The 12,364-nt window shown below is 73.1% G+C and carries 12 protein-coding genes; 4 read left to right on the top strand and 8 right to left on the bottom strand.

Annotated elements, in window-relative coordinates; translation table 11 throughout:
- Positions 1-383: 383 nt before the first annotated feature.
- The 7 genes from truB to rimP all read right to left on the bottom strand — a co-directional run bounded on the left by truB (position 384) and on the right by rimP (position 7,284).
- Positions 384-1,283 (bottom strand): tRNA pseudouridine(55) synthase TruB, encoded by a 900-nt coding sequence (gene truB / locus ACIRQY_RS24675; RefSeq protein WP_351787015.1) that lies wholly within the window; start codon positions 1,281-1,283, stop codon positions 384-386.
- On the bottom strand, positions 1,280-1,720 hold the full coding sequence (gene rbfA / locus ACIRQY_RS24670; protein WP_351787018.1) for a 30S ribosome-binding factor RbfA: 441 nt from the start codon (positions 1,718-1,720) through the stop codon (positions 1,280-1,282). Before rbfA ends, truB begins: the two co-directional genes overlap by 4 nt.
- Positions 1,721-1,750: 30 nt before the next feature.
- On the bottom strand, positions 1,751-2,044 hold the full coding sequence (locus ACIRQY_RS24665; RefSeq protein ID WP_351787021.1) for a DUF503 domain-containing protein: 294 nt from the start codon (positions 2,042-2,044) through the stop codon (positions 1,751-1,753).
- A 146-nt stretch (positions 2,045-2,190) separates the two neighbouring features.
- Positions 2,191-5,277: a translation initiation factor IF-2 gene (infB, locus tag ACIRQY_RS24660; RefSeq protein WP_403929261.1), complete on the bottom strand. Its 3,087-nt coding sequence runs from the start codon at positions 5,275-5,277 to the stop codon at positions 2,191-2,193.
- 154 nt (positions 5,278-5,431) lie between these two features.
- Positions 5,432-5,713, bottom strand: a complete 282-nt coding sequence (locus ACIRQY_RS24655) for a YlxR family protein (RefSeq protein ID WP_351787027.1) — start codon at positions 5,711-5,713, stop codon at positions 5,432-5,434.
- Between the two features lie 75 nt (positions 5,714-5,788).
- On the bottom strand, positions 5,789-6,784 hold the full coding sequence (nusA, locus tag ACIRQY_RS24650) for a transcription termination factor NusA (RefSeq protein ID WP_351787030.1): 996 nt from the start codon (positions 6,782-6,784) through the stop codon (positions 5,789-5,791).
- 2 nt (positions 6,785-6,786) lie between these two features.
- A complete protein-coding gene (gene rimP / locus ACIRQY_RS24645; RefSeq protein ID WP_403929258.1) occupies positions 6,787-7,284 on the bottom strand; it encodes a ribosome maturation factor RimP in 498 nt (165 codons plus the stop codon).
- 169 nt (positions 7,285-7,453) lie between these two features.
- On the opposite strand from rimP, the gene ACIRQY_RS24640 reads away from it, so the two are divergent.
- From ACIRQY_RS24640 to ACIRQY_RS24625, 4 genes are read left to right on the top strand one after another with little or no spacing between them, the layout of a single operon-like run.
- Positions 7,454-8,038 (top strand): hypothetical protein, encoded by a 585-nt coding sequence (locus tag ACIRQY_RS24640; protein ID WP_403929255.1) that lies wholly within the window; start codon positions 7,454-7,456, stop codon positions 8,036-8,038.
- Positions 8,035-8,451, top strand: coding sequence for a DUF4439 domain-containing protein (locus ACIRQY_RS24635; RefSeq protein ID WP_403929252.1), 417 nt, complete (start codon positions 8,035-8,037; stop codon positions 8,449-8,451). Before ACIRQY_RS24640 ends, ACIRQY_RS24635 begins: the two co-directional genes overlap by 4 nt.
- A gap of 32 nt (positions 8,452-8,483) precedes the next feature.
- The gene (locus ACIRQY_RS24630) at positions 8,484-9,383 is read left to right on the top strand and encodes an aminoglycoside phosphotransferase family protein (protein WP_351787041.1); all 900 of its coding nucleotides are present in this window, start codon (positions 8,484-8,486) and stop codon (positions 9,381-9,383) included.
- A 60-nt stretch (positions 9,384-9,443) separates the two neighbouring features.
- Positions 9,444-10,385, top strand: a complete 942-nt coding sequence (locus ACIRQY_RS24625; protein WP_403929248.1) for a slipin family protein — start codon at positions 9,444-9,446, stop codon at positions 10,383-10,385.
- A gap of 253 nt (positions 10,386-10,638) precedes the next feature.
- On the opposite strand, the gene ACIRQY_RS24620 is transcribed toward ACIRQY_RS24625, so the two are convergent.
- Positions 10,639-12,339 carry a proline--tRNA ligase gene (locus tag ACIRQY_RS24620; RefSeq protein ID WP_403929245.1) on the bottom strand — a complete coding sequence of 567 codons (1,701 nt, stop codon included), beginning with the start codon at positions 12,337-12,339 and terminating at the stop codon, positions 10,639-10,641.
- Positions 12,340-12,364 lie beyond the last annotated feature (25 nt).

The following is a 12,364-nucleotide window of genomic DNA, read 5'->3' as shown; positions in this document are numbered from 1 at the left end:
CGCCCCCTTTCACTCCGGACGCCTGCCTGTCCGGGTGATACTCCGGCGTGTTCCGGACAGAATCGCGCAGGGGGAAGGAAAAGGGGGGAACACGGTGGGGGGGGGGGGGGGGGGGGGGGGCCCCCCCCCCCCCCCCCCACCACCCCCCCCCCCCCCCCCCCCGCCCCCCCGCCCCCCGCCCCCCCCCCCCCCCCCCGCCGCCGCCCCCCCCCCCCCCCCCCCTCACCCCCGGCCGCGTGCGGGGGGGGGTGATACGCGGGCGGGTTCCGCAACTACTCGGGGGGGGGGGGCCACCGGGGGGGGGCGGGGGGGGGGGGCCCGGCGGGGGCCCCCCCCCCACCGTGAACATCAAGGACCCCGGTCCGGCCGGACCGGGCCCGGTCTCAGCCGAAGACGGCGAGGCTCTTGGCCTTGCCCCGCTGGGCCTCGACGAGCGCCAGCAGGTTTCCCGCCGGCCCGTAGACCGCGACGGGACCCGCCGGGTACTCCGGCATGTCGAGCCGGACCCCGTTGAGCAGCAGTCCGGCCCGCTTCTCGTCGACGTCCCACCGGGGGAACGCCGCCGAGGCGGCGTCGGCGACCGGCATGACCGTCAGCTCCTCCTGGAGCTGATCCAGCGTCCTGGCGGAGTCCAGCTTGTACGGGCCGACCCGGGTGCGCCGCAGCGCGGTCAGATGACCGCCCACGCCGAGGCCCGCGCCGAGGTCCCGGGCGAGCGCCCGGATGTACGTACCGGAGGAGCAGACGACGGAGACGACCAGGTCGAGGACGGGGGTGCCGTCCTCCGCGGTCGCCTCGCGCACGTCGTACACCTGGAAGGACGAGACGGTGACCGGGCGGGCCGGGATCTCGAACTCCTCGCCGCCGCGCACCCGCGCGTACGAGCGCTTGCCGTCGATCTTGATCGCGGAGACCTTCGACGGGACCTGCATGATGGCGCCGGTCAGCTCGGCAACACCCGCGTCGATGCCCTCGCGGGTCACCCCGGAGGCGTCCACGGAGGCGGTGATCTCGCCCTCGGCGTCGTCGGTGACCGTGCTCTGGCCCAGCCGGACGGTGCCCAGGTACTCCTTCTCGGTCAGCGCGAGGTGACCGAGCAGCTTGGTGGCCCGCTCCACGCCGAGGACGAGGACTCCGGTCGCCATCGGGTCGAGCGTGCCCGCGTGGCCGACGCGGCGGGTCTTCGCGATCCCCCGCATCTTGGCCACGACGTCGTGCGAGGTGAAGCCCGACGGCTTGTCGACGATGACGAGGCCGTCGGGCGTGGCTGCTGCGTTGCTCATTCGGCGGCTTCGTCCTCGCCCGGCTTCTTGTAGGGGTCGGCCTCGCCCGCGAAGGCGGCGCCCGAGGACGCCTCCCGCACCTGGGCGTCCGAGGCCCGCGCCCTGTCGAGGAGGTTCTCGATCGTCTTGGCGTTCTCCGGAAGGGCGTCCGCCACGAAGGTCAGCGTCGGGGTGAACTTGGTCCCCGCGGCGCGGCCCACGGCCGAACGGAGGACGCCCTTGGCGCTCTCCAGTCCGGCGGCGGCGCTCGCCCGCTCCTCGTCGTCGCCGTAGACCGTGTAGAAGACCGTGGCCTCCCGCAGATCACCGGTGACCCGGGTGTCCGTGATGGTCACGTGCGTACCCAGTCGGGGGTCCTTGACGCCGCGCTGCAGCTTCTCGGCGACCACCTCCCGGATGAGGTCCGCCAGCTTCTTCGCCCGCGCGTTGTCGGCCACTGGTCCTTCTCCTTCTTCGCCTTGCTCAGATCAGTCTTCATCAGTGTGGAGCCTGCGGCGCACCGACAGCAGCTCCACCTCGGGGCGGGCGGCGACGAGCCGCTCGCACCGGTCCAGCACATCGCTGAGGTGTCCCGGGTCCCCGGACACCATCGCGACGCCGATCTCGGCCCGCCGGTGGAGGTCCTGGTCGCCGGTCTCCGCCACGCTCACCGCGAACTTCCGGTGCAGCTCGGCGACGATCGGCCGGACGACGGAGCGTTTCTCCTTCAACGAACGTATGTCGCCGAGGAGCAGATCGAAGGACAGGGTCCCCACGTACATGTGTGTCCGGATGTCCCGCCGGTTCGGGTTCGGTGCCCCGCCGACGAACCGGCGGGGACATCCGAAACCGTACACGCAACGGCCGGGGCCGATCGACGGAATACTTTCCGCCGACCGGCCCCGGCTCAGTGCTGCGAGCGGACGCGTCAGGCGCGCGGCTTCTCGCGCATCTCGTACGTCGCGATGACGTCGTCGATCTTGATGTCGTTGAAGTTTCCGAGGTTGATACCGCCCTCGAAGCCTTCGCGGATCTCGGTGACGTCGTCCTTGAAGCGGCGCAGACCGTGGATCGTGAGGTCCTCGGCGATGACCTTGCCGTCGCGGACGAGGCGCGCCTTGGTGTTGCGCTTGACCTCGCCGGAGCGGATGAGGACACCGGCGATGTTGCCCAGCTTGGACGAGCGGAAGACCTCGCGGATCTCCGCCGTACCGAGCTCGACCTCTTCGTACTCGGGCTTGAGGAGACCCTTCAGGGCCGCCTCGATCTCCTCGATCGCCTGGTAGATGACCGAGTAGTACCGGACGTCGACGCCCTCGCGCTCCGCCATCTGCGCGGCACGGCCGGCCGCACGGACGTTGTAGCCGATGACGATGGCGTCGGAGCCCATGGCCAGGTCGATGTCCGACTCGGTGACCGCACCCACACCGCGGTGCAGGACACGGATGTCGACCTCTTCGCCGACGTCGAGCTGGAGCAGCGAGGCTTCCAGGGCCTCGACCGCACCGGACGCGTCGCCCTTGATGATGAGGTTGAGTTCCTGGACGAGACCGGCCTTGAGCACCTTGTCGAGGTCCTCGAGGGACACCCGGCGGACGCGCTTGGCGAAGGCCGCGTTGCGCTCACGCGCCGCGCGCTTCTCGGCGATCTGACGCGCCGTACGGTCCTCGTCGACGACCAGGAGGTTGTCGCCGGCACCCGGCACGTTGGTGAGACCGAGCACCAGGACGGGAGTCGACGGGGTCGCCTCCTCGACGTTGTTGCCCTTGTCGTCGAGCATCGCCCGGACACGGCCGTACGCGTCGCCGACCACCACGGTGTCGCCGATGCGCAGCGTTCCGCGCTGGACCAGGACGGTCGAGACCGCACCACGACCACGGTCGAGGTGGGACTCGATCGCGATGCCCTGCGCGTCCTGGTTCGGGTTGGCCCGCAGGTCGAGCGAGGCGTCGGCGGTGAGGACGACGGCCTCCAGCAGGGAGTCGATGTGCAGACCCTGCTTGGCGGAGATGTCGACGAACATGGTGTCGCCGCCGTACTCCTCGGCCACCAGACCGAACTCGGTCAGCTGACCGCGGACCTTGGTCGGGTCCGCGCCCTCGACGTCGATCTTGTTGACCGCGACGACGATCGGGACGCCGGCGGCCTTGGCGTGGTTGAGCGCCTCGATCGTCTGCGGCATGACGCCGTCGTTGGCCGCGACCACGAGGATCGCGATGTCGGTCGACTTCGCACCACGGGCACGCATGGCGGTGAACGCCTCGTGACCCGGGGTGTCGATGAAGGTGATGCGACGCTCTTCGCCGTTGACCTCGGTACCCACCTGGTAGGCACCGATGTGCTGGGTGATGCCACCGGCCTCGCCCGCGACGACGTTCGTCTTGCGGATCGCGTCGAGCAGTCGGGTCTTTCCGTGGTCGACGTGACCCATGACGGTGACGACCGGCGGACGGGAGACCAGCGCCTCTTCGCCGCCCTCGTCCTCGCCGAACTCGATGTCGAAGGACTCGAGCAGCTCGCGGTCCTCCTCCTCGGGGCTGACGATCTGAACGGTGTAGTTCATCTCGTCGCCGAGCATCTGCAGCGTGTCGTCGGAGACCGACTGCGTCGCCGTGACCATCTCGCCGAGGTTCATCATCACCGCGACGAGCGACGCCGGGTTGGCGCCGATCTTCTCGGCGAAGTCGGTGAGGGAAGCACCGCGCGACAGGCGGATGACCTCGCCGCCACCGCGGGGAAGCATCACGCCGCCCACGGACGGGGCCTGCATGGCCTCGTACTCCTGGCGCCTCTGACGCTTCGACTTGCGACCGCGACGCGCGGGACCGCCGGGGCGGCCGAAGGCACCCTGCGTGCCACCACGGGCACCCGGGCCACCGGGACGACCGCCGAAGCCGCCGGGACGACCGCCGAAGCCGCCGCCACCGCCGCCGGGACCACCCGGACGACCGCCGCCGCCACCACCGGGACCACCGGGACGACCGGCGAAGCCGCCGCCGCCACCGCCGGGACCGGCCGGACGACCGGCGAAGCCGGGACGACCGCCACCGGCACCGCCGCCGGCACCGGCCGGACGACCGCCGGGACCACCGGGACCGCGACCGCCGGGACCGGGACGCGGGCCGGCAGCGGGACGCTGCGGCATCATGCCCGGGTTCGGACGGTTACCGCCGGGCGCGCCGCCCGGACGGGGAGCCTGCGGACGGGGCATCCCACCGGGGGTGGGACGCTGACCGCCCTGACCCTGCGGACGCGGGGCGCCGCCGGGGCCGCCCTGCGGGCGCGGGGCGCCCGGCGCGGCACCGGGGCCGCCGGGACGCGGGGCGCCGCCACCGGGACGGGGCGTCTGCGGACGCGCCATGCCGGTGGAGCCGCCCGAGGTGAACGGGTTGTTGCCCGGACGGGGACCGGCCGGACGGTTGCCGCCCGGACGGGGGGCCTGCTGGCCGCCGGGACGCGGCGCGCCCTGGCCGCCCTGCGGGCGGGACGCCTGGCCCGGACGGGCGGCGGCCGGGCGGGGGCCCGGGGTCGCACCGGCGGGGCGCTGGGCGGCCGGGGCCGCCGGAGGCGCGGTGAACTCCGGAGTCGTCGGAGCCGGGGAGGCGGGCGCCGGCTTCGGCGCGGCCGGGGGCTTCGGACCCGGGGTCGGACGCGAGGCCGGAGCCTGCGCCGCGGGCTTCTCCGCCGCCGCGGGCTTGGGCGCCGGGGTGGGCGCGCCAGGCTTCGGGGCCGCGGGGCGTGCCGCCTGCGCCGGGGACGGCGCGGGGGTGGCCGACGCCGGCTTCGGCGCGGCGGGGGTGGGCGTCGCCTTGCGGGGCGCGCCGGGCTTGGCAGCGGTCTTGCCGGCGTTGCCGCCGGGACCCTGCAAAGCGTCAGTCAACTTGCGCACGACCGGCGCCTCGATCGTCGAGGACGCCGAACGGACGAACTCACCGAGTTCCTGGAGCTTGGCCATGACGACCTTGCTCTCCACACCGAACTCCTTGGCGAGTTCGTATACCCGGACCTTAGCCACTTCGCTCCTTTGAGGTCCGGGTTGAACGCCGGACCGTCGCTACTTCATGGGCGTACTCATCGCGTACTCATCGAGTGGTGCTCATCGCAATCTCGACCTACTTCCAACTCGCGAGGTACCTGAACGCACGGGGTGTCCCCAGTGCCGTACTTCTTCACTGCTGTGCCGACCGCTCGACGTGGTGGCGGAGTGCCGCGGTGTCGAGCGGGCCCTGGAACCTGAAGGCTCTGGGGAACGCTCGGCGGCGAACCGCCAGATCGAGACAGGCCACGGCGGGGTGCAGATACGCACCCCGGCCGGGCAGCGTACCGCGATGATCGGGAACGCACTCGTCCTTTGCCATCACGATGCGCAGCAGCTCGCTCTTGGCCGCTCGCTCCCGGCATCCCACGCAGGTTCGCTCAGGGCACGCGCGGGTCTGCGTCCGGCCAGACACGATTAAGTCTACCTCCCCGTACCGACCTCACCTGTTTGGGGCAAGATTCGAACACTTGTTGGCCTGAAAACGGTCTCAGTCCTGCGGACCGTTCGGTTCCGTGTCCGGTCGGATGTCGATCCGCCAGCCGGTCAGGCGCGCGGCCAGGCGGGCGTTCTGCCCCTCCTTGCCGATGGCCAGCGACAGCTGGTAGTCCGGCACGGTGACCCGGGCGGAACGGGCCGCCATGTCGACGATCTCGACCTTGGAGACCCGCGCCGGGGAGAGCGCGTTCGCCACCATCTCGGCCGGGTCGTCCGACCAGTCGACGATGTCGATCTTCTCGCCGAGCAGCTCCGCCATCACGTTGCGGACCCGGCTGCCCATCGGGCCGATGCAGGCGCCCTTGGGGTTCAGACCCGAACGGGTGGAACGGACCGCCATCTTGGTGCGGTGACCGGCCTCACGGGCGATGGCCGAGATCTCGACCGAACCGTCCGCGATCTCCGGCACCTCCAGGGCGAACAGCTTCTTCACCAGGTTGGGGTGCGTCCGCGAGAGCGTCACGGACGGGCCGCGCACGCCCTTCGCCACCCGGACGACGTAGGTGCGCAGCCGCAGACCGTGGGTGTACTCCTCGCCCGGCACCTGCTCCTGCACCGGGAGGATGGCCTCCAGCTTGTCGTCCAGCCGGACGAGGACGTTCTTCGGGTCCTTGCCCTGCTGCACCACACCGGCGACGACATCGCCCTCGCGGCGCGCGTACTCGCCGAACGTCACGTCGTTCTCGGCGTCCCGCAGCCGCTGCTGGATCACCTGGCGGGCGGTGCTCGCGGCGATGCGTCCGAAGTCGGACGGGGTGTCGTCGAAGTCCTTGGGCTCCTGGCCCTCCTCCAGCTCGGAGGGGTCTTCCTTCGCCCACACCGTCACGTGACCGGTCACCCGGTCCAGCTCCGCGCGCGCGTGGCGGCGGGCGTCGGGGGTGCGGTGATAGGCGATGAGGAGGGCCGACTCGATCGCCTCGACCAGCAGTTCGAAGGAGATCTCCTTCTCCTGCGCCAAGCCCTTGAGCAGCTTCACGTCGATGTCCACGGCTACGCCTCCTCTTCCTTCTTGTCCTTGCGGTTGAACTCGATCTCGACACGCGCCCTGGCGACCTCGGCGAACCCGACCCGGCGGGCGGTGGGCTTGCGCCCCTTCACGCCCGGCACCTCGAGGTCGAGACCGTCCTCGTCCACCGCGAGGATCCGCGCGACCAGTTCGCCGTCCTCGGCGAGCTGGAGCTTCACCAGCCTGCCGGTGGCCCGCACGTAGTGGCGGTGCTCGGTCAGGGGGCGGTCGGCGCCGGGGGAGCTGACTTCGAGGACGTACTCGCCCTCGCCCATCACGTCGGTCTCGTCGAGCTTCTCGGAGATCGCGCGGCTCAGCTCGGCACAGGCGTCCAGCTCCACGCCCTCTTCCGAGTCGACGACGATCCTCACCAGTCCGCGCCGACCCGCCCGGGACACCTCGATCTCTTCCAGATCCAGGTCCTTCGCGTGGACGAGCGGCTCCACGAGTCCGCGCAGCCTGTCGCTCTGGGTGGTGCTCATCCGGGTGACTCCTCGGCCGCGTGTGCTGTTGTGGGGTTCGTCGCGTGTCTGACCAAAGGGTATCCGGTCCCGGAGGGTGTTGCCGTCCACCCGCCCCGGGGCCACGGGTACGCTCGCCTGCGGTGATCCCGAAGATCTTCGACGACCCGCCACGGCCGAGGGAGAGAGCGTGACGACGACGGACAGGCGCGCACTCCTGGTGGCGGGGCTCTCCGCCGCCGCGACGGCCCTGACGGGCTGCGTCTCCGGGAATACGGCGGACCGGGCGCCGAGTGCCGCAGAGGCGGAGGCGGCGCGGGCGGCCCGCGCCGAGACCGCCCTCCGGGAGCGCTCCGTGGCCGTCTCCCGGACCCTGCTGGAACGTTACGACACGACCCTCGCCGCCCATCCGGCGCTCGCCGCCCGGCTGACCCCGCTGCGCCGCTCGGCGGCGGCGCACACCGCGGCCCTCGCCGAGGGCGGTACGACGACCGCCCCGGTGACGGCCCCCGCCGACGGCGGCACGACGACCGGCCCCTCCCCCACCGCCACCGGGACCCGGGGGCCGTCCGAGCGCCCCCGGCCCCCCGCCGTGCCCGTGGCCGCCGACCCCGGGACCGCGCTCACCGATCTCGCGCGGGCCGCCCGCACCGCCGCCGCCGCGCACACCGCCGCCCTGCTCGCCGCGCCGCCCGAGTACGCCCGGCTGCTGGCCTCCGTGGCCGCCGCGGGAGCCGCCCACGCCTTCCTGCTGACCGAAGGAGCCCGCGCGTGAGCGCCCTCGACGCCACCCGGGCGGCGCTGGCCGCCGAGCACGCGGCCGTGTACGGGTACGGAGTGGTCGGCGCCCGGGTCGCCCCGGACCGCCGCGCCGAGGCCACCGCCGCCCACGAGGCCCACCGGGCGCGCCGGGACGCGCTGCGCCGGGCCGTGCGCGACCTCGGCGGCGCCCCGGTCGCGGCGGAGGCCGCGTACGCGCTGCCGTTCCCGGTGACCGGCCCGGCCGGGGCCGTCCGGCTCGCCGCCGTCCTGGAGGACCGGGTGGCCGGGGTGTACTCCGACCTGGTCAGGGCCACCACGGGCGCGGACCGGCGGGAGGCCGCCGCGGCACTCGCCGAGGCGGCGGTACGGGCCGTGCGCTGGCGCGGCGGGGACGTAACCTTTCCTGGGCTCGCCGAGCGGGTGTGAGTCTGCTCCCCGACCGAAGGATCGACGTACGCATGGCTTTCGAACCGCCGCAGCGCCTGGCCAGGACGCTCGGTGAGACGTACGGGGACACCCTCGCGGCCGAGTGGCTGGGGAAGCTGCCCGAGCTCACCGGTCACCTGGTCGGCCGCGCCTCCCTGGCCGCCGAGCGGGTGGTGGCGCCCGGGGGCCGGAGCAGCCTGGTCGTGCTCGTCCGGCGGCCCGACGGCTCGCCCGCCGCACTGAAGGTCGCGCCGCCGTTCGCCCGGCCGGACCGGGAGCGGGACGCGCTGGCGCACTGGAACGGCTGGGGCGCGGTCCGGCTGCTCGACGGCGCCCCGCAGGACGCGCTCCTCCTCGAACGGCTGCACCCCGAGGTGTCCCTGCGGTCCCTCCCGGAGGCGAAGGCGCTCCTGGAGGCGGCCGGGACCGTACGGAAGCTGTGGGTCGAGCCCCCGGCGGGGCACGGCTTCGAGTCGGTGGCCGAGCGGACCGCCCGGCAGTCCTCGGCGATGGAGCACCACCGTGCCGACGCGACGGCGGGCGGGCTGGCCTCGGCGGCGCTCGACGCGCGCGAGGAGCTGCTCGCGGGCGCGGCCGAGACGATGCTGCTGCACGGGAACTTCCGGCAGGGCAAGGTGCTCGGCGGGGACCGGGCGCCCTGGCTGGTGGTCGGGCCCGAGCCGCTGGTCGGCGAGCGCGCCTACGACCTGGCCCGGCTGGTCAGGGACCGGGTGGAGGACCTGGTGGCCGCCTCCTCCGGTGCCTCGGCGGCCCGGCGGCGGGTCAACAGGCTGGCGGACTCCCTGGACGTGGACCGGGAGCGGCTGCGCGGCTGGACCCTGTTCCGCGCGGTCGAGTCGGGGACACGGGCGCTGACGGCGGGCCGTCGGCAGGATGCCGAGCTGCTCCTGGAGTTCGCGGGCTGGCTTTAGGGGAATACCCTTTTTGTACGGTTTGGATGTGAACGGTTCGGCTCGATCCGAGGAGCCGTGATGATCGAAGAACTGCTGTTCGCCGTGGCGGGCGCGGGAGCCGTGGTCGCCGTGTACGCGGGCGCCGCCGCGCGGGTCGTGAAGCAGTACGAGCGCGGGGTCGTCTTCCGCTTCGGGCGGCTGCGCGAGGGCATCAGGGGGCCGGGCTTCACCATGGTCGTCCCGGCCGTGGACCGGCTGCGCAAGGTCAACATGCAGATCGTCACGATGCCGGTGCCCGCGCAGGAGGGCATCACCCGGGACAACGTCACGGTCCGGGTCGACGCGGTGGTCTACTTCCGGGTCGTCGACCCGGCGGAGGCGATCGTCCGGGTCGAGGACTACCGGTTCGCGGTCTCCCAGATGGCCCAGACGTCCCTGCGGTCGATCATCGGCAAGAGCGACCTCGACGACCTGCTGTCGAACCGCGAGAAGCTCAACCAGGGCCTCGAACTGATGCTGGACTCCCCCGCGATCGGCTGGGGCGTGCAGATCGACCGGGTCGAGATCAAGGACGTGTCCCTGCCGGAGACGATGAAGCGGTCGATGGCCCGCCAGGCGGAGGCGGACCGGGAGCGGCGCGCGCGGGTGATCAACGCGGACGCGGAGCTCCAGGCGTCGAGGAAGCTGGCGGAGGCGGCGGGGGTGATGTCCGAGCAGCCCGCGGCGCTCCAGCTGCGGCTGCTGCAGACGGTGATGGCGGTGTCGGCGGAGAAGAACTCGACGCTGGTCCTGCCGATCCCGGTGGAACTGCTCCGCTTCCTGGAGCGGGCGACCCCGGGCGGCGGGACCGATCCGGCCGGGCCGGCACCCGCGCCCGTGTCCCGGCCCGCGCCCGTGCCCCCGATTCCTCCCGTGCCGCCGGGCGCCCCCGCGTCGACGGGTCCGGTGGACGCGCGGGAGGCGGTGGAGGACCTGACCGGTCCCCCGGTGGAACCGGCGCCCCGGGAGGACACGGCCTGACGGCGTACGGCCCGGACGGGCGACGACGTCCGCCGTGCCCGTCCGGTGGAGCGGGCGGGCACGGCGGACACGGCGGAGGCACCGCCCCGGGCGGGGCGGTGCCTCGCGTTTCCGGGCCGAGGGGGCGGGGCCGTACCCGGGGCCGCCGCCGGTCGGGGAAAGGATCCGCCGGACCGACGGGCGGACGAGGAGATGCCTCGGGCCCCCGGTCGGGCCACGCCGTCTCCCCGGCCCGTCGGGGCCGGGAGACGGCTCAGGCGGTGAGGCGGGCGAGCGCCTCGTCGACGGTCAGCTCCTCGCGCTCGCCCGTGCGGCGGTCCTTCAGCTCCACGACGCCCTCGCCCGAGCGGCGTCCGGCCACCAGGATCTTCGGGACGCCCATCAGCTCCGCGTCGGTGAACTTGACGCCCGGGGAGACGCCCGCGCGGTCGTCGACCAGGACGCGCAGCCCGGCGGCGGACAGCTTCTCGGAGACCTCCAGGGCCAGCTCGGTCTGGAGGGCCTTGCCCGCGGCGACGACGTGCACATCGGCCGGGGCGACCTCGGCGGGCCAGCACAGGCCCTTGTCGTCGGCGGTCTGCTCGGCGAGGGCGGCGACCGCGCGCGAGACCCCGATGCCGTACGAGCCCATGGTCACGCGGACCGGCTTGCCCTGCTGGCCGAGGACGTCGAGCTTGAGGGCGTCGGCGTACTTGCGGCCGAGCTGGAAGATGTGGCCGATCTCGATGGCGCGGTCCAGCGTGAGGCCGGTTCCGCACTGGGGGCACGGGTCGCCGTCCCGTACGACGACGACGTCCACGTACGCGTCGACCTCGAAGTCACGGCCCGCGACGACGTTCTTCGCGTGGGTGTGCTCCTTGTTGGCGCCGGTGATCCACGCCGTACCGGGCGCGACGCGCGGGTCGGCGACGTACCGGACCTTCTCCAGGCCCTGCGGGCCGACGTAGCCGCGGACGAGGTCCGCGCGGTCCGCGAAGTCGGTCTCGGTGACCATCTCGACGGTCGCCGGGGCGAAGTGCTCCTCGACCTTGCCCAGGTCCACCTCGCGGTCGCCGGGGACGCCCACGGCGACGATCTCGCCGTCGACCTTGACCAGGAGGTTCTTCAGGGTCGCGGAGGCGGGCACGCCGAGCGAGGCCGCGAGGGTCTCGATGGTCGGGGTGTCGGGGGTGGGGATCTCCTCGGCGGCCGGGACCGCGGAGCCGTCGACGGGCACGAGCTCGTAGGAGATCGCCTCGGTGTTGGCGGCGAAGTCGCAGTTCGGGCAGTCGGCGAAGGTGTCCTCGCCCGCCTCGGCCGGGGCGAGGAACTCCTCGGACTTGGAGCCGCCCATGGCACCAGCGGTGGCGGCGACGATGCGGTAGTCGAGGCCGAGGCGCTCGAAGACCCGCTGGTAGGCCTGGCGGTGCAGCCCGTAGGAGTGGGCCAGGCCCTCGTCCTCGGTGTCGAAGGAGTACGAGTCCTTCATCAGGAACTCGCGGCCGCGCAGGATGCCCGCGCGCGGCCGGGCCTCGTCGCGGAACTTGGTCTGGATCTGGTAGAGGATCACGGGCAGGTCCTTGTAGGACGAGCACTGGTCCTTGACCAGGAGGGTGAAGATCTCCTCGTGGGTCGGGCCGAGGAGGTAGTCGCCGCCCTTGCGGTCCTGGAGGCGGAACAGCTCGGCGCCGTACTCCTCCCAGCGGCCGGTGGCCTCGTAGGGCTCGCGGGGCAGCAGCGCGGGCAGGGAGACCTCCTGCGCGCCGATGGCGTCCATCTCCTCGCGGACGATCCGCTCGACGTTGGAGAGGACCTTCTTGCCGAGGGGCAGCCAGCTCCAGATGCCGGCGGCGGTGCGGCGCACGTATCCGGCGCGCACGAGGAGCTTGTGGCTGAGGACCTCGGCGTCGGCCGGGTCGTCGCGCAGCGTCTTCGCCATCAACTGGGACATGCGCTGGACCGGTGCGTTGGCCATGGTTCTCGTACTCCTGCCGGGCGGA

Source organism: Streptomyces sp. NPDC101490, assembly GCF_044767145.1.
Classification (GTDB): Bacteria; Actinomycetota; Actinomycetes; order Streptomycetales; family Streptomycetaceae; genus Streptomyces.
This window is presented reverse-complemented; position numbering and strand designations above follow the sequence as displayed.

Coding starts and splice junctions, on each gene's coding strand:
- rimP (WP_403929258.1), bottom strand. CDS start 7,284: ATGAGCACCACCCAGAGCGACAGGCTGCGCGGACTCGTGGAGCCGCTC.
- ACIRQY_RS24620 (WP_403929245.1), bottom strand. CDS start 12,339: ATGGCCAACGCACCGGTCCAGCGCATGTCCCAGTTGATGGCGAAGACG.
- ACIRQY_RS24665 (WP_351787021.1), bottom strand. CDS start 2,044: ATGTACGTGGGGACCCTGTCCTTCGATCTGCTCCTCGGCGACATACGT.
- truB (WP_351787015.1), bottom strand. CDS start 1,283: ATGAGCAACGCAGCAGCCACGCCCGACGGCCTCGTCATCGTCGACAAG.
- ACIRQY_RS24625 (WP_403929248.1), top strand. CDS start 9,444: ATGATCGAAGAACTGCTGTTCGCCGTGGCGGGCGCGGGAGCCGTGGTC.
- ACIRQY_RS24630 (WP_351787041.1), top strand. CDS start 8,484: ATGGCTTTCGAACCGCCGCAGCGCCTGGCCAGGACGCTCGGTGAGACG.